18 protein-coding genes are annotated in these 22,040 nt (G+C 42.6%); 11 read left to right on the top strand and 7 right to left on the bottom strand.

The window, feature by feature from the left end:
• Positions 1-7: 7 nt before the first annotated feature.
• Both V7K30_RS27405 and V7K30_RS27410 read right to left on the bottom strand, forming a co-directional pair.
• On the bottom strand, positions 8-307 hold the full coding sequence (locus V7K30_RS27405) for a type II toxin-antitoxin system RelE/ParE family toxin (protein WP_335004734.1): 300 nt from the start codon (positions 305-307) through the stop codon (positions 8-10).
• Complete coding sequence (locus V7K30_RS27410; protein WP_335004736.1) at positions 304-561, bottom strand: type II toxin-antitoxin system ParD family antitoxin; 258 nt, start codon at positions 559-561, stop codon at positions 304-306. The genes V7K30_RS27405 and V7K30_RS27410 overlap by 4 nt, the downstream gene beginning before the upstream one ends.
• Positions 562-891: 330 nt before the next feature.
• Between V7K30_RS27410 and V7K30_RS27415 the strand changes: the two genes are divergently transcribed.
• Positions 892-3,486 (top strand): DEAD/DEAH box helicase family protein, encoded by a 2,595-nt coding sequence (locus V7K30_RS27415; protein ID WP_335004738.1) that lies wholly within the window; start codon positions 892-894, stop codon positions 3,484-3,486.
• A 140-nt stretch (positions 3,487-3,626) separates the two neighbouring features.
• Here V7K30_RS27415 and V7K30_RS27420 read toward each other — a convergent pair whose 3' ends face one another.
• The 3 genes from V7K30_RS27420 to V7K30_RS27430 form a co-directional block, all read right to left on the bottom strand.
• Entirely contained in the window at positions 3,627-3,977 is a 351-nt protein-coding gene (locus tag V7K30_RS27420) for a DUF1257 domain-containing protein (RefSeq protein WP_012407317.1), read from the bottom strand.
• Positions 3,978-4,118: 141 nt separating this feature from the next.
• Positions 4,119-5,633 carry a stress-responsive protein Ycf46 gene (ycf46, locus tag V7K30_RS27425; RefSeq protein WP_335004740.1) on the bottom strand — a complete coding sequence of 505 codons (1,515 nt, stop codon included), beginning with the start codon at positions 5,631-5,633 and terminating at the stop codon, positions 4,119-4,121.
• A gap of 96 nt (positions 5,634-5,729) precedes the next feature.
• Positions 5,730-6,083: a hypothetical protein gene (locus V7K30_RS27430; RefSeq protein ID WP_335004742.1), complete on the bottom strand. Its 354-nt coding sequence runs from the start codon at positions 6,081-6,083 to the stop codon at positions 5,730-5,732.
• 178 nt (positions 6,084-6,261) lie between these two features.
• Here V7K30_RS27430 and V7K30_RS27435 point away from each other — a divergent pair, with 178 nt between their 5' ends.
• A complete protein-coding gene (locus V7K30_RS27435; protein ID WP_335004744.1) occupies positions 6,262-6,777 on the top strand; it encodes an ester cyclase in 516 nt (171 codons plus the stop codon).
• A 442-nt stretch (positions 6,778-7,219) separates the two neighbouring features.
• Here V7K30_RS27435 and V7K30_RS27440 read toward each other — a convergent pair whose 3' ends face one another.
• On the bottom strand, positions 7,220-7,414 hold the full coding sequence (locus tag V7K30_RS27440) for a hypothetical protein (RefSeq protein WP_335004746.1): 195 nt from the start codon (positions 7,412-7,414) through the stop codon (positions 7,220-7,222).
• A 152-nt stretch (positions 7,415-7,566) separates the two neighbouring features.
• Here V7K30_RS27440 and V7K30_RS27445 point away from each other — a divergent pair, with 152 nt between their 5' ends.
• The 4 genes from V7K30_RS27445 (at position 7,567) to V7K30_RS27460 (ending at position 14,459) form a co-directional block, all read left to right on the top strand.
• Positions 7,567-8,097, top strand: coding sequence for a hypothetical protein (locus V7K30_RS27445; RefSeq protein ID WP_335004748.1), 531 nt, complete (start codon positions 7,567-7,569; stop codon positions 8,095-8,097).
• A 598-nt stretch (positions 8,098-8,695) separates the two neighbouring features.
• On the top strand, positions 8,696-9,850 hold the full coding sequence (locus V7K30_RS27450; protein ID WP_335004750.1) for an NAD-dependent epimerase/dehydratase family protein: 1,155 nt from the start codon (positions 8,696-8,698) through the stop codon (positions 9,848-9,850).
• A 703-nt stretch (positions 9,851-10,553) separates the two neighbouring features.
• Positions 10,554-11,684, top strand: coding sequence for a glycosyltransferase family 4 protein (locus V7K30_RS27455; protein WP_335004752.1), 1,131 nt, complete (start codon positions 10,554-10,556; stop codon positions 11,682-11,684).
• A gap of 141 nt (positions 11,685-11,825) precedes the next feature.
• Entirely contained in the window at positions 11,826-14,459 is a 2,634-nt protein-coding gene (locus V7K30_RS27460) for a GAF domain-containing protein (RefSeq protein ID WP_335004753.1), read from the top strand.
• A gap of 54 nt (positions 14,460-14,513) precedes the next feature.
• Here V7K30_RS27460 and V7K30_RS27465 read toward each other — a convergent pair whose 3' ends face one another.
• On the bottom strand, positions 14,514-14,777 hold the full coding sequence (locus V7K30_RS27465; RefSeq protein ID WP_335005236.1) for a DUF7219 family protein: 264 nt from the start codon (positions 14,775-14,777) through the stop codon (positions 14,514-14,516).
• An 821-nt stretch (positions 14,778-15,598) separates the two neighbouring features.
• Between V7K30_RS27465 and purC the strand changes: the two genes are divergently transcribed.
• From purC to lpxA, 5 genes are all read left to right on the top strand, one after another.
• Positions 15,599-16,336, top strand: a complete 738-nt coding sequence (gene purC / locus V7K30_RS27470; RefSeq protein ID WP_335004754.1) for a phosphoribosylaminoimidazolesuccinocarboxamide synthase — start codon at positions 15,599-15,601, stop codon at positions 16,334-16,336.
• Between the two features lie 177 nt (positions 16,337-16,513).
• The gene (locus V7K30_RS27475; protein WP_335004756.1) at positions 16,514-19,039 is read left to right on the top strand and encodes a BamA/TamA family outer membrane protein; all 2,526 of its coding nucleotides are present in this window, start codon (positions 16,514-16,516) and stop codon (positions 19,037-19,039) included.
• A gap of 210 nt (positions 19,040-19,249) precedes the next feature.
• Entirely contained in the window at positions 19,250-20,125 is an 876-nt protein-coding gene (lpxC, locus tag V7K30_RS27480; RefSeq protein WP_335004758.1) for a UDP-3-O-acyl-N-acetylglucosamine deacetylase, read from the top strand.
• A gap of 58 nt (positions 20,126-20,183) precedes the next feature.
• Positions 20,184-20,714, top strand: coding sequence for a 3-hydroxyacyl-ACP dehydratase FabZ (gene fabZ / locus V7K30_RS27485; protein ID WP_335004760.1), 531 nt, complete (start codon positions 20,184-20,186; stop codon positions 20,712-20,714).
• Positions 20,715-21,027: 313 nt separating this feature from the next.
• Positions 21,028-21,846 carry an acyl-ACP--UDP-N-acetylglucosamine O-acyltransferase gene (gene lpxA, locus V7K30_RS27490; protein ID WP_335004762.1) on the top strand — a complete coding sequence of 273 codons (819 nt, stop codon included), beginning with the start codon at positions 21,028-21,030 and terminating at the stop codon, positions 21,844-21,846.
• Positions 21,847-22,040: the final 194 nt, after the last annotated feature.

Raw genomic sequence — 22,040 nt, forward strand, 5'->3', positions numbered from 1 at the left:
CAAAAATTTATTCATCATCTTCAAACAAAGATTCTAAATCTCTATAACCACTTGCAACACGAGTAACAAGAATTCCATCCTTGCTGGGATAGTAAAATATAATGTAATCATCCACAACAAACCCGCGCAGATTCGTTACAAGTCTTCTGTAACTTTTCCCCATACTGGGAAAATATGCTACTAACTTACACTTCTTACGAATATCATCAAAAAGCTTACTAGCTGCTTTTGGGTTACTGTGAGCAATATATTCACAAATTTGATCTAAATCTTGAATTGCTTCATCTGAAAATGAATAACTACTCATTCTTCAGACTCCTCAGCAATTTTCCGAATTTTTTCTTGAAATCTAGCGAAAACAACTTCGCCGTCAGTTACTTGTCCTTTAGCGATTTGTTCAGTTCCTACAGCAATTTTTTGGCGTAATTCTTCAATTCGCCGTTCTCTTTCTTGAAGCAACTTAAAAGCTTCATTGATGACATCCTCTACACTAGCAAATCTACCACTTGCAATTTGCGCTTGAATAAATTGCTCTATTTCTGACTTTAGTGTGATATTCATAACTTGTACCTCAGCTAAAAAATGGATGCATTAACTCGAACTGCGAAAAAAGTTTGTACTAGTTTGTGATTGAATTCCTAGAACATACTTTTGGAGACTACGGCAATAACCACATTGATTATTTGCCTGTATTCGTATTCGCGCCCAGACTTCTTCAGGAATCTGACTCACTAGCTTAAGGGTTCATTAAGTGTTACTACCTTGGTTTATCTGAGATTTAAGTCAGGCTTGGTAAAGAATAAATTTCAAGGCATGATAGTTTGAAGCATACATTATGGGCAAACTAACCTAGAGGTCAAATTTCATCTGCATCACTAGGAAAATACTCTAATGTCCGAATCCATCAAATACAAATCTATCAAACTTGATCAATTAAGAGATCAATCTGCTAACCACCACTCTAAAACACCCTTCCCGCATCAAATTCAGGCATTTGAAGCCCTGAGCAAAACATTTAAATTTGGCAGTGAAAAACCTGGTAGTGGAATTTTAGTACTTCCTACAGGTGCTGGCAAGACATTTACGGCTGTCAGATGGTTATGTGACCATGTAATCCCTAAAAATATTAAAATCCTTTGGTTAGCTCCTTCATTTTACCTCTTGGATCAAGCATACGATACCTTTGAAAAAGGTGCTAAGGACATTCCAGAGCCGAAGAAAACGTTAAATATTCGGTGCGTTTCTAGTAATCCTTCTCATGCAGAAGCCTCATCTATACAACTGAATGATGATATTGTCATTATGACAATACAAACAGCTATCAATAATTTACATCCTAATCATGTAGACAACTCTGGTAAAAAGTTTGAGACAGCTTTCAGAAAATTTATTGATAGTTGTAAAAAAACAGGGCTTTTTGTAGTAGTTGATGAAGCTCACCATTCACCAGCTTATGGTTGCAGAAACTTATTAATTGGTGAAAACGATTCTGCTTTAGGATTTCGAGGGTTATTTCCAGAATTAAATCTAAATCTGCTGGGTCTAACAGCTACACCAACTTATAATGATAAGGCTAAAAAGGGTTGGCTTTGGAAAATATTTGAAAATGGAATTATTTATGAAGCTAAAAAAGAAAGTTTAATATTACAAGGAGTTTTGGCAAGACCTAACTATATTGAAGTGTCAACGGGGAAAAAATGGGAAGTGGATGACGGATTATACGACCGACTAGTTAAGCAACATAAAGACCTCCCAGAATCGATTATTGAGAAACTTGCAACTGATAAAGATAGAAACAATTTTATAGTAGACACTTATATATCAAATAAAGATGCTTATGGCAAAACTATTATCTTTGCTGACCGTTGGTTTCAATGCGTCTATATAAAAGAAAAGCTTCTCGAAAAGGGTCAGCTTCTTAAAAAGGACATTAAAGTAGACGCAATTTATTCACATATAGATGCTGATCCAGGTTCTGCGGAGGCAAGAAAGAAACGTACTCAAACTGATAATCAAAGGATTATGGAGGAATTTAGAGATGGTAAGCTTGATGTTTTAATCAATGTACGAATGCTAACAGAGGGTGTTGATGTTCCTAATGTTCAGACCGTATTTATTACTCGCCAAACAACAAGCTCTATCTTAATGACTCAAATGATTGGTAGAGCATTAAGGGGTGAAAAAGTAAGAGGTAGCAGTGAGGCAAATATTGTTTTATTCTTCGATGAATGGAAACGTTTAATTGATTGGGCAGAACCAGAACCTGGTGAAACAAGAGATGATCCAAAACCTGTTGTAATAGGACATTATCCACTGGAATATATATCAATTCGTCTAATCGAAGAATTATCGAAGTCAATTGAGAGTGGTGGGGAGTATAAAATAGAATACAAAAAAATATGTCCTATTGGATGGTATAAAACTGAAATTGTATATGCTGACGCTGATAATAAGCATGAATCAATAGAAGCATCTACTGAATTTGTCATGGTATATGAACATACGAAAGACAAATTTAAGGCTTTTATTAAATCCATTCCTTCTGCAAACTTACTAGATGAATGGTCTAAAGAATATCTTGATGATGAATTGATGCAGCCTAAAATTAAAAAATGGATAAATGAATATTTTGACCGCAAAACTGATGATATTGGACAAAAGCTTGAGTCAGATTTAATTAAGATTGTTCGCCATATTGCTCAAGATCCATATCAATCTGCACCAGAATACCATTCATTTGAGCAAAGAGAAACCTATGACTTAGATAAAATTGCTTATAAAGTAATTGATTTTTCATCTCCCTTAAAATACGAATATTTAGACAAGGAGTTTTCTCAGCCCGAAACATTGTGGAAAGTTTTTTACAAAAGCTTGATTCGATTTGAAACAGCTGTTGATGCAGCAATTAGAAACATTATTAATCCTAAGTCTGAAATTATTAATCTTAAGTCTGAAGGTGAAACTACTCGACTTGTGATTATTCGATCAGAAGAAGACGATAGAGAACCAACCGAAGCAAAAAAAGAAGAAGTTAAAAAACGAGACGGGTATGCTTGCCTATGTTGTGGAGTCAATACCAAAGGTAAATTACAAATAGATCATATTAAACCGTTTTCTATGGGTGGTAAAACATCTATAGAAAACTTACAAACCTTGTGTATTACTTGCAATAGATGTAAAGGCCAGAATGAAATTGATTTTCGGTGTAATACAACAAAATTGAGTATTCCAAAAAATCTTGATTTATCATTTACATCAGAAGGCGAAAAGGCTATAAAGGCTCTAACAAGAGTAGTTAACTTCTTTTATCATTGTAAAGCAGTTTCCAAAATTGATTGGGAGGTATACACTTACACTTACAACATATATTTATACCCTAGTAACAATCCTGAATGGTTGCTTGAACATAAAGCAGAACTTCTTAAGTTAATTAAAAATAAGCTTGGTTGTCATGCTGAATACATCAATGTTACTACGATGAAATAAAATTACTAATTTGAAATTAGTATTGACTAGACTCATCAAAAATCGTGACTGAGAAATAAATCTCAGTCCCGATAAAAAAGCGGGTTAACCGCTATTTATATGGTTAACCCGTGCAGCTTTGGGAACGCGCAGAGAAATTGTTATTGCAATACCAACTTCACGTTAGCGTTTTGCAGACCGCGTTGTTTTACTTCAGCCAAAGTTTTGTTAACTGCATACTTTTGGTTGATAGAGTTGATCAACTCGGTTTGGTTGTGCTTCTTAGCAACTCCCCACAAGTCAGCGATTAGGTCAAAAGAACCATCGCTGTTGCGAGACCAGCCGAGGTCATATTCGCCATCCAACATAGCAACGATGTCAGAACGGACACGCTGACCGTTATAACCACGGACATCAGCTTCAGTCTTTACGCTGATACCTAAGTCGCGCAAGGAAGCCTTGAGGATTTCGGCATCGGTGATCTTGGTACGCAGGGTGCTAAAGTGAGACATTTGGGTTTCCTCCAATTAGAAGATTGAGAAAAACGACAACGGTTTGTTTTCGGCGAAGCCGCGCTTATCAGGATGCGGCTTTTCTTATAACTGCTAGCATTCAGAGCTAGCCTTTCCCCCTGGGATGGCAGAGGAAAGCTTTTAAAACTCCATTCGCTGATATTCAGCTACGGAGGATGCTGCGGGGCGGGCGCGCTGTCTGGCCCAATCTCTCAGAGCCGTTACTTGTTCTTGCATCGTTCGAGACAGCGGCAAGGTTGCCTTCAGTGCAGCAATAATATCTAGTTGGGTGAACTCCCGATCTTGGGCAAAAGCTTCATACATTGCCGCAACGATCGCTTGCTCAACTTCTGCCCCAGAAAAGCCATCAGACATCTTGGCTAGTTGCTCAAGATCAAATCGAGAGATGTCTTCACGGCGTTTCGTCAGGTGAATATTGAAAATCTGCTGCCGTTCTTCCGGTGTTGGCAGATCCACAAAGAAAATCTCATCAAAGCGTCCTTTCCTCAAGAATTCGCCAGGTAAGCGTTCTACTCTGTTGGCAGTTGCCATCACAAACACTGGTGACTTCTTATCTTGCATCCATGTGAGGAAAGAGCCGAAGATTCTACTTGAAGTCCCCCCATCAGAATCAGAGGAACCTCCACTACCAGCAAAGGATTTATCCAATTCATCGATAAACAAAATCGCTGGGGAAATAGATTCTGCTGTTTTCAGGGCGTTCCGCAGATTTGCTTCACTTCGTCCCACCATTGAGCCGTCGTAGACTCGCCCCATATCCAACCGCAACAGTGGTAAACCCCACAGTCGGGAAGTAGTTTTGGCAATTAAGGATTTACCGCAACCGGGAACTCCGAGAATTAACATCCCCTTTGGTTGAGGCAAACCATACTCTCTCGCTCTTTCGGTAAAAGCGTTAGAGCGTTGCTTGAGCCATCTTTTTAACTCGTCTAAGCCACCTACAGCATCAATGGTTTCATCTTCTTCAATGTATTCTAAGATCCCATTGCGCCGAATTAGTTGCTTTTTCTCAGATAAAACGATATCTACTTCATCTTCCGTCAAACGCCCTTTAGTTACCTGTGCCTTTCGGTAGACTTTCTCAGCTTCATCTTTAGTTAGACCCAAAGCTGCTCTGAGAAGTTTTTCTCGCGCTTCTGTTGTCAACCGCCGACCACGATTTTGGTCTATATGATCTGTCAGTACTTTATTCAAGTCAGCCATATCTGGCAGTGTAAAGTCGATAACAACAACTTCCTTCTCCAGTTCTATAGGTACTTGTTGCATCGGCGACATCAAAATGATGTTCTTTTGCATACCTTTGAAACTAGCGATCGCATCACGTAGCGATCTATTTGTTGCAGGCGCATCAATAAAGGGATGTAAATCTTTAAGAATAAATATACTTGGTTCTTTCTGCCGGATTATCCACTCAATCGCCGCCTCTGGAGACACCGTATTATGTTGGGTGACATTCCGGGGTTGACCATACTCCACAATCCCGTGCGTTACTGTCCAAATAAATACTCGGCGCTGGGGCTTTAACAACTGGGCGATTGTGGAAACTGCTTGCTCGGCCCGCTCTTCCTCGGAGGTCACAAGGTAGATTAAAGGGTATTGAGCTTGAATTAGGATCTTGAGCTCTTCATCTTTCATACTTCGACCTACTTGAGACCTTATAGAGACAGTAGAGACATTGCTTCTGGTAAAGACAACCGAATCATGAATGAATAATTCATAATTCCTATCTATTTAGCAAGGAACTAACTCTTCCTCACCCTTGGGATTGGTTTCATCTTCATCCATCTCATCAATAGAAAGATGCTCTTGACCAACTACTCCTGGTTGATTGCCCAAAGTAACCAGTTCCCCATCACGCAAGACTAGTGAGCTATCACAAGTTGGGCATGAATAAACTCTATGAGTCCGCCCATAAGAAGAATCTTCTAACTCATCAACTACTTCTGAATTAGACAGGTAAAAACCAAGGGCACGTTCGGCAAGTTCTGACATTGGTTCGGAATCGACTGCTGAACGAATCTTCAGTTTTCTGTGCAACTCTGGCGATAAATACAAAGTGACCTTTTGCTTAGTTTGCGTTTGCATATAACTCTTTAACGGTCTTACCCGGGTATGTATATAAGTTATCGGTTCTTTTCTTGCTTGTCAAGACGGCAAAACGTTTTAACGCCATTTTTGTTACATTTGTTTACAATAACCTAAAAATGCTGTTTATAAACTGTGTGGGACGATAAATTATTAGATAAGCTATTTGTAAAGCTGTATGTGTAAGGAAATAAGTCCAACTGAACAAAATAGAGATATCGTTCTTCAGTTCTATGGAGCTTTCGACAGGCGGAATATTAGCCAAGCCTTGGCACTTCTCGCCCCTAATTTTGTCGCTCACATGGCTGGGACACCTGCCCCTCTTGACAGTGAAGGTTTTAAACAGTTCGGTATGGCTTTTTACTTAGCCTTTACGAACGGTCAACATACATTTGACCAAGTGCTTGTTGAAGGAGATAGAGTCGTTACTTGTGGAACATTTACAGCTACGCATCTTGGTGACTTCCAAGGTCTTCCTTCAACAGGTAAGCAAATTAAGTTATCAATCATGCATATTGATCGCGTTGAAAAGGGCAAAATTGTAGAGCATTGGGGGCAAGGCGATGCACTTGGATTGATGCAACAGTTGGGTATTGTCTTTTTACCAGGGCCCGCGCTTTTTCCACATATTCTTAAAAGTCTTTTATCAAAACTGTTTAAAAAGCGAACAGAAATTAATAACTTGGGTGTATAACCTTCTGAACAAGGAGGGGCAGCCGAGATTTTTCTTAAATCGCCAATTAACGATGAAGCAATGATTGCCTGACTTGGCTTATTTTTTAATTATTTGGAGCGTAAGCGGATTAAAGTTAAACACCTTTCCGGTTGTAAACAACTGATATCCACACGAGATGCCAGCGAATGACACTAGCATAGAAAAAAGAGAAACTGAGCCGATTACAACACCACTGGCGATGAATAGAGCAATTCCGATGCCAATCAACACCCATCCCAGTTTCCGATGATCGCGCCCACCCCAATTTAGAGCTACTACACCTCCCATACACAGCAAAATTCCAGGTGTGCTGCGTAAATAAACACTGATATAAATGCTTGTACTTAAAAATGCAATCCCTGCTAGGATTAGCCCTAAACCAATAAGCTTAATGGCAAGGACTACTTGATCTTCCTGTTCTTTAGCGATCGCAGGTGCTGTAATTTTTGTTGGCGCGGAGTTTGGCGTAGGATTTTTTGTGGCAGATTGCAGAGTGCTGCTGCACCCTAAACATGAAAGTTATTTTATCTCCCTGCCCCAGCGAAACTCTGTCTCCTGGTTGCAGGGGAGAAAAAATTTGAGGTTGAAGTTTTACACTGTCTGGTAGTACATCCAAGGCGTTTAACTCCACTATTCAAGCGTGACCATGCTAAAAGTCGAGTTGCTTAAACCTAAGTCTTAAAGGTCTGACTATAAGATTTGGAACTATTGATCTGAGTTTCTGGTATTTCTATAAAATCAGTAACTTTGGCAAAATGTGTAATGTAAATGGCTACTGCTAATAAAATCTGTAGTTTGGGGCGAAGAATTTATCGGTTTGCCGCCAGCGTTAGCGGAGTCATTGCCCTGTTTATAATTCTGTGGGGTTGTACTGCAAATGATTTTAACGCCGGAGCGATCGCCTGGAAAACTTATAGCAACTCCCGTTATGGCTTTGAATTTCCATATCCGAGTAACTGGACTTGTTTAGCAGCACCAGCAAATGGTGATGGAATTGCGTTTATTTCACAACAGCATAACTCAGTGGAAATTCGGGGGTGGGCAAGTCAGCAGCTACCAAATTCGATTGTTACAGACCAAGAGTCGGTGAAAAAGATAAAACCCAACTTTCAGACCGCTCAAGGATTATCTGGAGTATTGGTTGTAGAAGTTAATCAACAAGTAGGTTCGATGACACTGACACTAACTCAGAGTCAAGTGAAATACTATTGGCAAGGACGAAGCAAGAGCCAAGAATTTCAAAATTATTATCGTTTATTTTATTACATTGCCCAGCAGTATCGGATTTCAAAGTCTTAATGGGGCATGGGGCATCGGTTATTAATTCTTCTCCCTCATCTCCCCACTCCCCCAAAATCCACAATTTCCCTCAGAATAATGATTAAGAGGGTACAGAAACCTGGTAGATTTAGCTATCAGCGAGTAAAAACTGGTGAAGGTCAGGAACCTCAGCCTAAAGGCATGAGGCAAGAAAAGAGAAATCCTTCTTGCCGTTCTGACCAGACCACCTAGTAATAGGTAAACGTTATTTGAGTCACGACACCCAGCAGATGCGTAGCTAGTCTCCGGCTCTGTCGCTTGCAGTTAAACAGTTTTAAGGTCACTGAAGCAGTGCTGCAAGCCGAACAAGCTCTTATAACAGGTCGAAGCTAACTTAACCCCGCAAGGGAGGCTCGAAAGAGCAAACCATTATGCGTACAGGGTTGTCAAATTTGAAACGGTGAGTCACTGAGTTGCGGGGGTTCTCCCCGTTGAAGGAAGTGACGAACCCGTAAGGGTAATTGTCCCGTTGAAAGTACAAAACAAAAGTACACCGAATACAACAACCCCAAGGCGGTAATGCTCAAAATTAATATAAAGCCGTCCTATAAGGACGGGGTTTCTACCCATTTTTCTGATGAAAGTCCTGGTTATTGGTGGTGATGGATATTGCGGTTGGGCAACTGCTCTTTACCTTTCCAATCGAGGTTATGAAGTTGGAATTTTAGATAGTTTGGTGCGGCGGCATTGGGATAATGAACTTGGTGTTGAAACTCTCACTCCGATCGCACTAATTCAGCAACGTCTCCAGCGCTGGCAAGATTTGACGGGTAAATCTATCGATCTGTTCATCGGCGATATTACTAATTACGAATTTCTCAACAAAACGTTACATCAATTTCAGCCTAATGCCCTAGTGCATTTTGGTGAACAGCGTTCGTCTCCATTTTCCATGATTGACCGCGAACACGCAGTTCTCACCCAGGTCAATAATGTAGTTGGGACGTTGAACTTACTGTACGCCATGCGGGAAGATTTCCCCGACTGTCATTTGGTGAAGTTGGGAACGATGGGTGAATATGGTACACCCAACATCGACATCGAGGAAGGGTACATCACCATTGAACACAATGGACGCAAGGATACCCTACCTTATCCCAAGCAGCCCGGTTCAATGTACCATTTAAGCAAAGTCCATGACAGTCATAACATCCACTTTGCTTGCCGGATTTGGGGATTACGGGCAACGGATTTAAATCAGGGTGTAGTCTATGGCGTCTTAACCGAAGAAACGGGGATGGACGAACTATTGATTAATCGGCTGGATTACGATGGTGTGTTTGGTACAGCACTGAACCGCTTTTGTATTCAAGCAGCGATCGCACACCCTCTAACCGTCTATGGTAAAGGTGGGCAAACTCGCGGATTTTTGGATATTCGGGATACAGTCCGATGTGTGGAATTAGCGATCGCTAACCCTGCCGAGGCTGGTGAATTCCGTGTATTTAACCAATTTACCGAACAATACAGCGTCGGCGACTTAGCATTGATGGTGAAAAAAGCTGGTAACGCTATGGGATTGAACGTAGAAATCAATCACCTAGATAATCCCAGAGTTGAGAAAGAAGAACATTACTTCAACGCTAAAAACACCAAATTGCTCGATTTAGGTTTACAGCCTCACTTACTCTCTGATTCTCTACTCGATTCTCTGTTAAACTTTGCCATCAAGTATCAGGAACGAGTTGATCACAAACAAATTATGCCTAAAGTCTCTTGGCACAGAAATTAGGGTAAACCCCAGTAAATCGCGGGTTTAAAACTGGTCGTCATTTTTTAGCACAATATGACGACCAATCAATTATTATTTATCAGGCGTATCATCCAGCTATTAAACTGTTCCACATTTCAATTGCATAAGCTGGGCAGGTAAGATGCCATTGGTGTCAACTTAAGGTAAAAGCCTTCTTAGAACAAGCTTTTAGAGATTAGACCTCTTGCATAAATCAATAAATTTGAACCCCACCCCGCCAAAGCTACGCTTTGTCTCCCTGCCCCTAATCCCCAGATGGGCCCCCAGTTCCCCATAAGCGATGAGGGGTTGGGAGTGGGGTGTTAGGGACTTTTGCAAGAGGTCTATTGTCTCGTCAAGAGTCTCCGACTGGGAATGCCTAATGGGGGCTGCCGCCTCAAGACTTGCGGCAGAGCCGCAATGAGGAGCATTTACAGCCTCTTGCTGGAAACGAGGTTTTAAAGGGGTTTGCGCTTAAGTTGACACCTATGGTAAGATGCCTACCCCACAAGAATTGTGTTTAATTCGATTATGCAAATTAGATGTTTTTTAGCTTACTAAATTTGCCGTTTACTACAGTTATTTTGACTGTGCAGAATTGATTACAGCACACGAGACAGTTTACTCTGTGTTTATCTGTGTTTAATAGCAACCAAAATGCACTCTTAAGCTGAGATTATCTGCCTGTACTGAATAGTTTTTTATGAGAATTGCTCTATTTACCGAAACCTTTTTACCCAAGGTTGACGGCATTGTAACGCGTCTGCGCCATACTGTTGACCATCTACAGCGCAGTGGTAATCAAGTGCTGGTGATTGCCCCTTATGGAGGCATCACTGAACACAAAGGCGCTAAAGTTTACGGCGTTAGTGGCTTTCCTCTGCCATTGTATCCAGAATTGCAAATGGCATTACCCCGCCCAGCCATTGGTTATGTTTTAGAAGAGTTTAGGCCAGATGTGATTCATGTCGTGAATCCAGCAGTTTTGGGTTTAGCAGGCATATTTTACAGCAAAATCCTCAAAATACCTTTAGTGGCGTCCTACCATACGCATTTACCTCAATATCTCCAGCATTATGGCTTGGCGATGCTGGAAGGCTTTCTTTGGGAACTGCTGAAAGGCGCTCATAATCAAGCAGCTTTAAATTTGTGTACCTCAACAGCAATGATTGAGGAACTGACAGCACACGGTATTGAACGTGTAGATTTGTGGCAGCGCGGAGTGGATACGGAATTATTTCATCCCGATTTGGCTAATGTAGAGATGCGATCGCGCCTATCGCAAAATCATCCAGAAAGCCCCTTGCTACTTTATGTTGGGCGGCTTTCCGCTGAAAAAGAAATTGAGCGCATCAAACCAATTTTAGAGGCAATTCCGGCAGCGCGGTTAGCATTGGTTGGGGATGGTCCACACCGTCAAGCACTGGAAAAACACTTTGCTGGCACAAATACTTATTTTGTTGGGTATCTCATGGGCAAAGAGTTAGGTTCTGCTTTTGCTAGTGCTGATGCCTTTATCTTTCCTTCCCGGACAGAAACACTAGGCTTAGTACTACTAGAAGCGATGGCATCTGGCTGTCCAGTGGTAGCAGCCCGTTCGGGGGGAATTCCCGATATTGTGACAGATGGAGTAAATGGATATCTTTTTGAGCCAACAGCAGATGTTCAAGGAGCCATCGCCGCTACTATTCGCCTCTTAGAACAAAAACAACAGCGAGATATCATCCGTCAAAATGCTCGCCGGGAAGCAGAAAGTTGGGGTTGGGCAGCTGCCACTAGGCAGCTACAAGATTACTACCAAAAGGTGATATTTTCTGAACAGTTGACAAAATAGGGGAGTGGGAGAGCAAGAATTTTAGATTTTAGATTTTGGATTTTAGATTGAAATTTAATCCAAAATTTAAAATCCAAAATTGAATTGCCCCATGCCCAGTGCCCAAAATCTAAAATCTAAAATCCAAAATCTAAAATTCCCATGACACTCCCCAACCCTGGCAGCGTCTTGGCTACATTAACTGAACTGACTCAAGTTAATCGTACTCACGCCCTATTGAGTCGCGTAAAAGACTTATCTGTTAATGAATTTGTTTGTTTACTTGACTTCATAACTGCTGAGTTCCAGCAATTTATTAGAGCCATTGAACTGATCAATAATGAAGCTCTAGAAACTATGTTGGAGAAGGTGCTAGAAGCTATCACACTTAAAATTGGTCAAATCCTGCAAGCAGAACACACAGCTATTTTTTTAGTTGACTATGACAAAGGTCAACTGTGGTCAAAAGTTCCCCAAGATAATACCCAAAAATTCTTAGAAATTCGTACTCCCATTACAGTGGGTATTCCCGGTCATGTTGCCAGTACAGGCCAATATCTAAATATATCTGAAACTTATACTCACCCCCTATTTAGCCCAGAACTTGAAAAACAAATGGGCTACAAAATCCATAATCTTTTATGTATGCCTGTTATCAGTAGCAAAAACCAGACTGTAGCGGTAGTTCAACTAGCTAATAAAACCGGGAATATTCCGTTTAATTCTGATGATGAAGAACGTTTTCGAGACTTCGCCGCTTCTATTGGTATTATTCTGGAAAGCTGCCAATCTTTTTATGTAGCGGCTCGCAATCAACGAGGCGCAACAGCTTTATTGCGGGCAACTCAGACACTGGGGCAAAGTCTGGATTTAGAAGCAACTTTGCAGATAGTCATGGAGCAAGCTCGAATTTTAATGCAAGCAGACCGCAGCACGCTGTTTTTATATCGTAAAGAGATGAGCGAACTCTGGACGAAAGTTGCAGCCGCAGCAGATGGCACAAAGTTGATAGAAATTCACATTCCTGCTAACCGTGGCATTGCTGGCTATGTGGCCTCCACTGGTGAAGCCTTAAATATCTCCGATGCCTACAAAGACCCCCGCTTTGACCCGACTACAGATAGAAAAACTGGGTATGTAACTCGCAATATCCTGTGTTTGCCAGTATTTAATTCTGCAAATGAATTGATTGGCGTAACCCAATTAATTAATAAGCAGCAAAACAGCTTTACTCCTTCTGATGAAGAGTTTATGCGGGCTTTTAATATTCAGGCGGGAATTGCTTTAGAAAATGATCGCCTGTTTGAAAATGTGCTGTTAGAAAAACAGTATCAAAAAGACATTTTGCAAAGTCTGTCAGATGCGGTAATTTCTACAGATATGGCAGGACGGATTGTGACGATTAATGATGCAGCACTGGAGTTACTTGGTTGTCCGATAGGAGACGCTAATACTAAGAACAATAAGCTTTTGTGGGAACAAAATTTGATTGGTCGCCTAGTTTGGGAAGTTGTGCCAATTGAAAATCTCCAAATGCGACTAGAAGATAGTTTAAAAACTGGAGCTAAACATTATGTGCCAGAGCAAAGTTTGATGGTGGGACTTTATCAAGTTATGAGTGAGGAGTTAGGAGTTAAAAGTGAGACTCAAGACGGGCTAAACACCTCGCTACCGCTAACAGGACTTAGGACTCAGCATTCAATTTTAGCAGTACGCGATCGCACTAACGCCGATGTTTTCATTCCCTGGAATCTACCCCTGACTCCCCAATCTGAGTTTCTCTCCTCTAATCAGGTGCAAAAATTAGAACGCAGCACGAATCTCACTGTTAATCCTCTAACTAACCCAGAAGGCGGTGTCCGGGGTGGTTTGGTCGTTTTGGAAGACATCAGTCAGGAAAAACGGATGAAAACTACCATGTCTCGCTACCTAACGCCTCATGTCGCCGAACAAGTTATGGCTCTGGGGGAAGATGCTTTAATGGTGGGTGAGCGCAAGGAAGTAACCATCTTGTTTTCTGATATCCGAGGCTACACAACACTTACGGAAAATCTCGGTGCAGCTGAGGTGGTATTGCTGCTCAATCAGTATTTTGAAACGATGGTGGAGGCGGTTTTTAACTACGAAGGCACTCTCGATAAATTTATTGGTGATGCCTTAATGGCGGTATTTGGTGCGCCGCTACCACTTACAGAAAATCATGCTTGGAGGGCTGTGCAGTCAGCGTTAGATATGCGACGCCGCCTAGAGGAATTTAACCAACGACGAATTATCCAGGCGCAGCCACAAATTCGTATTGGCATTGGGATTAGTTCTGGGGATGTGGTTTCGGGTAATATTGGTTCCCGCAAACGAATGGATTACACCGTAATTGGGGATGGTGTAAATTTGAGTTCACGCTTGGAAGCGGTAACTAAAGATTATGGTTGTGATATCCTTTTGAGTGAATTTACTTACCAGCTTTGCAGCGATCGCATTTGGGTGCGCCAGTTAGATAAAATTCGCGTCAAAGGGAAACACCAGGCGGTGAATATCTACGAGTTAATTGGCGATCGCACTACTCCCTTAGATGCCAATACTCAAGAGTTTTTGTTTCATTATCATACTGGACGCTCGGCTTATTTATCGCGCAACTTCTCACAAGCGATCGCCTGTTTTGAAGCCGCCAAATGCATCCAATCCCAAGACCAAGCTGTTGATATCCACCTAGAACGGGCGCGTAATTATCAACAAACCCCGCCCCCAGAGTCTTGGGATGGTGTTTGGACAATGCTTACTAATGTAGTTAGGAGTTAGGAGTTTGGAGTTAGGAGTTTGGAGTTTGGAGTTTGGAGTTCCCGCCTTTCTCCTTCAACCTTGAACCTCTCCCTGGTCATCCTGAAACGGGTCTTCGCCAATTCTTAGCTCTTTTTTTGAGCGTTTCAACTGTTTCCATAGATCCTTTATTTGTTCGTAAGCTTGACCTGGAGGCAGTTTTCCACCTGTTTCTAAGTTGCAAATGTAGCTTACTCGTTGAGCAAATTCCTGTAAATTCGCATTGAAAACCAAGTTTTCTGGCTTTACTTGACCGTAGTAGCGACCACGAGGGTAGAGAAAATCATCCTTGTTCACTATTTTGTTATCCAATTTATCCAACTCCCCTTCTGTTTGAATCTTTAAAGCTGAATCACTAACTACCCTAATGCTTTCTTTTGTTAGACTGCGGGAAATCAAATCATTCAATTCCTTTTTCAACGGATGATGCGGGAATTGCTTGATTCAGATTTTGAGATTAGAGGATAAAGCTTGAAATACTTTTGTTATAAATTTTACAAAAAAACTTTCTGCTAAAGTAACTGAGACAATATTTGCTTTTCCTCCCTATTGTCAATTTATCTCATCTTAATTTATGAAGTTCCGATTGTAATTAACTTCAGTCGAAACCCTGATTTACAAACTATTAAAGCATACCTGTATGTGCTATTATTTTTTTGCAAAAATAATTACAACCTTTTCAGGTGAAACTACTTAGGAAAATATACTATACACAAAGCCAATTGTCCTCTGTTAAAAGTTAGAGATTTAGTTGTGAATTTTTAGCAACTTGCTGCTAACAAGTGACTAAGAAGAGGGTATTGGGCACTTGTACTGAGCGAACGCGAGTGCCTCTCGTAGAGAAGCCGTAAAGCCTGCGGCATAGCTTCGCTTAAGGCGCAGCCTCTCCAAGAGTTGTATTGGGAACTTATACTGAGCGTTGTCGTTGGCGCAGCCTCTCCAAGAGTTGTATTGATTAGTTCTCCCTCATTTCCCTTATCCTCCTCTGCCGCTTTGCCCAATTATCGGCATCCCCACATCCTCTTCATAATCACCAATGGCTAATAGTTAATAACTAAAGATAAAATGGTGAAGCCTCAAAGGACAACTTTTGTCCATCGCCTAGAACTTTACCTGCCACCATGTCTGTTAATTCCAAGTTATACGAAGGCAAAGCGAAAATTCTTTATACAACGGACGATCCGGAAGTCTTGTTGGCTGATTTTAAGGACGATGCCACGGCGTTTAACGCCCAAAAACGTGGCAGTATCCAAGGAAAAGGAAAAATTAATTGTAGCATTTCCAGCCAGCTTTTTAAACAGTTGGAGGCAAATGGTATAAAGACTCACTTTATCGATAGCCCCGCCCCGAATCAAATGCGGGTGAAGGCAGTAAAGATTTTACCCTTGGAAGTAGTTGTCAGAAATATTGCTGCTGGCAGTCTGTGTCAGCAAACAGGATTACCACTGGGTACAATTCTGAAACAGCCTTTGGTTGAGTTTTATTACAAAAATGATCAATTAGGAGATCCTTTATTGACACGCGATCGCCTGTACCTGCTAGAACTAGCTACTGCGGAACAAGTAGACGCAATTACACATCTAGCATTGGAAATCAACGAATTTCTCCGTAACTTTTGGCAACTGTGCGGCATTACCCTAGTAGATTTCAAACTAGAGTTTGGTTTGGACTCACAACAGCAGTTGCTCTTGGCAGACGAAATTAGCCCCGACACCTGCCGTTTGTGGGATACCAGAGAAGAGGACTCAAACCGCCGGGTAATGGACAAAGACCGCTTTCGCCGGGACTTAGGGAATGTAGAGGATGCCTACCAGGAGGTTTTACAAAGAGTGCTAAAAGCAGTAGAAACTACAAGTTAGAACAGGTAAAAACCAAAGGGTAAGAAGGAATTATATTTGACTTTTGCCTTTTGCCTTTTGCCTTGTAAAGTAAAAAAGCAAAAGAAAAAAATTATGTTTTGAGTTTTACCTTTAGGATGAGGGCATTATTGCCTTGTGATGGTGTGTGTGTGGTCGTGAAGAGGAATCATAAGTAAAATGCGTTTATCTCCCGTATTGCTGGCAGCAGTAGCAATTGCAGTCCCTTTGGGCGGCTCATTGAGTGCAAATGCAGAAACCGCCAACAGTTCAAAACAGACAACAGAAGTTTTGACACTAGAAACAAATCAGCAGCCAGAAAAGGACACTGGTCAGGGTAACTCTAGTAAAAGTCTAGAATCTCGACCTAAACCCACAGGCGTTATAGAGGCGGAGCATCTTCAATCGCGCGTTGTCGCAATTTACCCTGCCAATCCAGCAGCGATGCCTGCGGCGGGCTACGGCTACCCAACCCCAGAGGTAATAGTGCCAACCTCCACAACGCCAAGAACTGCACAAACTCCTCCAATCAATCCCAACCCTACTCAACAGCCATCTCCTGCTCCAGACATTCCACCCCCAGCTAGTCAACAACCAACACCTTCTCCAACTCCTGAGACTACTCCAGTCCCAGAAAATGTCAATCCACCGACAACGGAACCTTTATTACCCACAACTCCAGAACCATCTACCGCGCCAGACATTCCACCCCCAGCTAGTCAACAACGAACACTTACCCCAAGCCCAGGCGCTACTCCCAGTCCGCAGAATGTTAACCCACCGACAACTCCGGAAAATACTCAACCCAACGCAGCCCCAGAAGCCAATGACCCCCGCGTACTGGTGTCGGAAGTAGTAATTAGATCACAGGCTGGACAACTATCACCAGAACTGGAAGACCAAGTTTACAAAGTAATTCGTACCCAACCAGGACGAACGACAACTCGCAGCCAACTGCAAGAAGATATTAACGCCATCTTTGGTACTGGCTTCTTCTCCAACGTCCAAGCAGCGCCAGAAGATACGCCCTTGGGAGTGCGAGTGAGCTTTGTTGTCCAGCCTAACCCCATCCTAAGCAAGGTACAAGTGCAAGCCAATCCTGGCACTGGTGTTGCTTCCGTACTACCAGCTAATACTGTAGATGAAGTCTTTCGCGAACAGTATGGCAAAATCCTCAACTTACGTGACTTGCAAGAAGGCATCAAGCAGTTAAACAAGCGGTATCAAGACCAAGGTTACGTGCTAGCCAACGTGATTGGAGCGCCACAAGTCTCTGAAAACGGAGTTGTTACCTTGCAAGTAGCAGAAGGGGTAGTAGAAAATATTAGAGTCCGGTTCCGCAATAAAGATGGTCAAGAGACAGACGAAAAGGGACAACCGATTCGCGGACGGACACAGGATTACATCATTACACGAGAATTAGAGTTGAAGCCAGGACAAATATTCAATCGCAACACAGTGCAAAAAGACCTACAGCGCGTGTATGGACTGGGACTGTTTGAAGATGTAAATGTGTCCCTTGACCCGGGTACTGACCCCAGCAAGGTGGATGTAGTAGTAAATGTAGCTGAACGCAGCAGCGGTTCTATTGCGGCTGGGGCAGGGATTAGTTCTGCTAGCGGACTTTTTGGAACAGTTAGCTATCAACAGCAAAACCTGAATGGTAGGAATCAAAAACTGGGGGCAGAAGTACAGGTGGGAGAACGGGAAGTGCTGTTTGACCTGCGGTTTACAGACCCCTGGATCGCAGGAGATCCTTACCGGACTTCCTATACAACTAATATTTTTCGCCGCAGTTCCATTTCGTTGATTTTTGATGGCAAAGATCGGGATATTAGGACGTTTGATCCAAATAATCCCACTAATACAAATTCTCAGGATCGCCCCCGTATTCTCCGTGTAGGTGGTGGTGTCACTTTTACCCGTCCCCTGTCCTCTAATCCTTACAAAACTTCCGTCTGGACTGCCTCAGCGGGTTTACAGTATCAACGAGTTTCTGCCCGTGATGCTGATGGCAATCTCAAAACAACAGGAGGGGTATTCGATAATGATGGAAATCCTATCGACCAGAATGGAAATCGCGTCATACAACCAATCACCACTCAATTGACCGAGTCTCCAAGAGGTCAAGACGATTTACTACTGTTGCAACTCGGCGTACAGCGCGATCTCCGTAATAACCCTTTGCAACCCACCAAGGGTTCTTATCTGCGCTTCGGGATTGATCAGTCAGTCCCTATAGGACTAGGCAACATTTTACTCACCAGATTACGGGGTAGCTACAGCCAATATTTACCCATCAAGTTGATTAGCCTCTCGAAAGGGGCACAAACTCTAGCATTTAACTTGCAAGCAGGAACAGTTCTGGGTGACTTGCCTCCCTACGAAGCTTTTACCCTTGGGGGTAGTAACTCCGTCCGGGGTTATGACGAAGGAACATTAGGTAGTGGACGCAGTTATGTGCAAGCATCAGTTGAGTATCGGTTCCCAGTTTTTTCAGTCGTCAGCGGCGCACTATTTTTTGATGTCGGTAGTGACCTGGGAACTAGTACTCAAGCAGCTGAATTGTTGAACAAAAATGGCAGTGGCTACGGCTATGGTCTCGGCGTTCGCGTCCAGTCTCCACTGGGGCCAATTCGGATTGACTATGGTATCAACGATGACGGTGATAGCCGGATTAATTTTGGTATTGGCGAAAGGTTTTAACCAGGTAGGAGTTAAAAGTTAGAAGTTAGGAGTTTTAATTCCTCACTCCTCACTCTTAACTCATAACTTTTTTGGATTAGCTTGCTAATTTTTACATTTACCTTAATACTGTTGCGATAAAGGGATTAATGACATTTTTAGGGGAATATCAGGGATTTTACCAAAACAGACAATGAACAATACTAAACAAAATATATTGACTTTTCGGCTATGCAGCAGCACACTCTAGCGGCTCAAATCACTCAAACTGGAGTGGGACTGCATAGCGGTGTGAATACCCAGGTGCGGATATTACCAGCTGAGGCAGGAAGTGGACGCTACTTTGTGCGGGTGGATTTACCGGATTTGCCGATCATTCCAGCCCAAGTTGCGGCAGTTAGTCACACTGTTCTCTCAACTCAGTTGGGTAAGGGGGAGGTATATGTTCGCACGGTAGAGCATTTGTTGGCAGCGCTTTCGGGTATGGGTGTGGATAATGCCCGGATTGAAATTGATGGTTCAGAAGTTCCACTTTTGGATGGTTCGGCAAGTGTGTGGACAGCCAATATTGTCCAAGTTGGCTTAATATCACAACCTGTTAACAACCAAGTTCCCTTAGCTGTTACAGAACCAATATGGGTCTATCAAGGGGATGCCTTTGTATGTGCCCTCCCAGCACCCCAAACCCGCTTTAGTTACGGTATTGATTTTGACCTACCCGCCATTGGTAATCAATGGCACAGTTGGTCACCAACCGCTGAACTAGGAAAAGCTTCTGCTAGCTTTGCTGCGGAAATTGCTCCTGCCCGTACTTTTGGATTACTGGATCAAATTGAACACTTACAAAAAACAGGGTTAATTAAAGGTGGCAGTTTGGATAATGCACTCGTTTGTGGGCCAGAAGGCTGGCTAAATCCACCATTGAGATTTGCAAATGAGCCAGTCCGTCATAAAATCTTGGATTTAGTAGGAGATTTAAGTTTACTAGGAACTTTTCCTAATGCTCATTTCTTAGCGTATAAAGCAAGCCACAATTTACACATTCAACTGGCTCAAAGAATTTTAGATTTGGGATTGGAGCTAAAGCCTAAAATCCAGGATCATTAAGGCTTTCGATATCCGCCTGCCTACTCAATTTTCAGATGAAAAATTAACCACACGGCCAATGTCAATCCTCACTGAAGTAAATACCATCGATCCGACTACACCTACATCTACCAAACCACAGGCTATAAATGAGACTAAAATCAGCTTTGAGATTAAAACAACTTTCACATCTGAAGAAATTCAGAAATTGCTACCCCACCGCTACCCATTTTTACTTGTAGACAAAATAATTGACTACGTTCCAGGTAAAAAAGCTGTTGGGGTTAAAAATGTCACTATCAACGAACCCTATTTCCAAGGACATTTCCCTGGACGTCCACTGATGCCAGGGGTGCTAATTGTGGAAGCAATGGCACAAGTCGGGGGCATTGTCCTGACTCAAATGGCTCCGCAAGAAGACAGACTGTTCGTCTTCGCTGGTATCGATAAAGTCCGCTTTCGCCGCCAGGTCGTACCGGGGGATCAACTAGTAATGACGTTGGAACTGTTATGGGTAAAACAACGTCGTTTCGGTAAGATGCAAGGTCGTGCCGAAGTTGATGGTCAACTTGCTTCTGAAGGGGAATTAATGTTTTCTCTAGTTAACTAAAAGTTTGCTTTCGTGGTACGGGCATAGCCGTGAAATGCCCCTACTGAATCTTGAAAAAGGATAACAGTTAAAAAAAAATCCACAACAGCATCTGATAATTTCTTGATTTTCGACCTCCTCTCTACGAGACGCACTCGCGAACACACTTAACTTGCTTTGCCCGACACTTTCGTTCACTGAAATACTTCACGCTCAACAATGCCAGTCGCCTCGATGGGACGGCAGTCGGTATAACTCTCTTAACCAGAGTAGCGCACTGCCTTAAAAACCCCGTCCGGCGCTGGCTTATCAAGACAGTTCTGGAGATTCACCCTTGAAAACGCTAATTCATCCAACTGCTGTAATTCATCCGAAATCGGAACTCCACCATACAGTGCAAGTCGGTGCCTATGCTGTGATTGGAGCACACGTCAAAGTGGGCCCTGAAACAATAATCGGCGCTCATGCAGTGTTAGAGGGGCCTTGTGAAATTGGGGCGCAAAATCAGATTTTTACAGGTGCAGCCATCGGCATGGAACCCCAGGATCTTAAGTTTGTGGGAGAACCAACCTGGGTCAAAATTGGTGATAACAACTTGATTCGTGAGTACGTTACCATTAACCGCGCTACTGGTGCTGGTGAAGCAACGGTAATTGGTGATGGGAACCTGCTGATGGCTTATGTCCATGTGGCTCATAACTGCGTGATTGAAGACCAAGTAGTGATTGCTAACTCTGTGGCGTTGGCAGGTCATGTCCATATAGAATCACGCGCTAGGTTGAGTGGGGTTTTAGGTGTCCATCAATTTGTGCATATTGGTAGACAGGCAATGGTGGGAGGCATGGCACGTATTGACCGGGATGTGGCCCCATATATGCTAGTGGAGGGAAATCCGGCGCGGGTACGAACCCTCAACCTTGTCGGACTTAAACGGTCTGGTATGGATTCAGCAGATTTGCAAATGCTGAAAAAAGCCTTCCGCATTCTCTACCGTTCTGATTTGTTATTTAAGGATGCCTTGGAACAACTGGAACTGTTAGGGGATAGCGAAGAATTGCAGCATCTGCGCCGCTTCCTGCTACTTTCTCAGATGCCAGGAAGGCGTGGCTTGATTCCCGGTAAGGGGAAAAAAGGCGCAAGTGATGAATCGTGAAATGTGAGATATATCATGTCCGTCGAATTACTCATAATCAAAGCACCCCACCCCCAACCCCTCCCCGCAAGCGAGGAGGGGAGCAGGAGGGGTTCGGAGGAATTGTGGTTAATTGGACAGACATCATAATTTATGAGTTATGAGTTGATGAATTAAATTTTTAACTCCTCACTCTTAACTCCTAACTCTTAATT

Source organism: Nostoc sp., assembly GCF_036917655.1.
Taxonomy (GTDB): Bacteria; Cyanobacteriota; Cyanobacteriia; order Cyanobacteriales; family Nostocaceae; genus Nostoc.

Bases quoted from the DNA above. Each gene is read 5' to 3' on its own strand.
- V7K30_RS27405 (WP_335004734.1), bottom strand. From the start codon at position 307: ATGAGTAGTTATTCATTTTCAGATGAAGCAATTCAAGATTTAGATCAA.
- V7K30_RS27410 (WP_335004736.1), bottom strand. From the start codon at position 561: ATGAATATCACACTAAAGTCAGAAATAGAGCAATTTATTCAAGCGCAA.
- V7K30_RS27415 (WP_335004738.1), top strand. From the start codon at position 892: ATGTCCGAATCCATCAAATACAAATCTATCAAACTTGATCAATTAAGA.
- V7K30_RS27420 (WP_012407317.1), bottom strand. From the start codon at position 3,977: ATGTCTCACTTTAGCACCCTGCGTACCAAGATCACCGATGCCGAAATC.
- ycf46 (WP_335004740.1), bottom strand. From the start codon at position 5,633: ATGAAAGATGAAGAGCTCAAGATCCTAATTCAAGCTCAATACCCTTTA.
- V7K30_RS27430 (WP_335004742.1), bottom strand. From the start codon at position 6,083: ATGCAAACGCAAACTAAGCAAAAGGTCACTTTGTATTTATCGCCAGAG.
- V7K30_RS27435 (WP_335004744.1), top strand. From the start codon at position 6,262: ATGTGTAAGGAAATAAGTCCAACTGAACAAAATAGAGATATCGTTCTT.
- V7K30_RS27445 (WP_335004748.1), top strand. From the start codon at position 7,567: ATGGCTACTGCTAATAAAATCTGTAGTTTGGGGCGAAGAATTTATCGG.
- V7K30_RS27450 (WP_335004750.1), top strand. From the start codon at position 8,696: ATGAAAGTCCTGGTTATTGGTGGTGATGGATATTGCGGTTGGGCAACT.
- V7K30_RS27455 (WP_335004752.1), top strand. From the start codon at position 10,554: ATGAGAATTGCTCTATTTACCGAAACCTTTTTACCCAAGGTTGACGGC.
- V7K30_RS27460 (WP_335004753.1), top strand. From the start codon at position 11,826: ATGACACTCCCCAACCCTGGCAGCGTCTTGGCTACATTAACTGAACTG.
- purC (WP_335004754.1), top strand. From the start codon at position 15,599: ATGTCTGTTAATTCCAAGTTATACGAAGGCAAAGCGAAAATTCTTTAT.
- V7K30_RS27475 (WP_335004756.1), top strand. From the start codon at position 16,514: ATGCGTTTATCTCCCGTATTGCTGGCAGCAGTAGCAATTGCAGTCCCT.
- lpxC (WP_335004758.1), top strand. From the start codon at position 19,250: ATGCAGCAGCACACTCTAGCGGCTCAAATCACTCAAACTGGAGTGGGA.
- fabZ (WP_335004760.1), top strand. From the start codon at position 20,184: ATGTCAATCCTCACTGAAGTAAATACCATCGATCCGACTACACCTACA.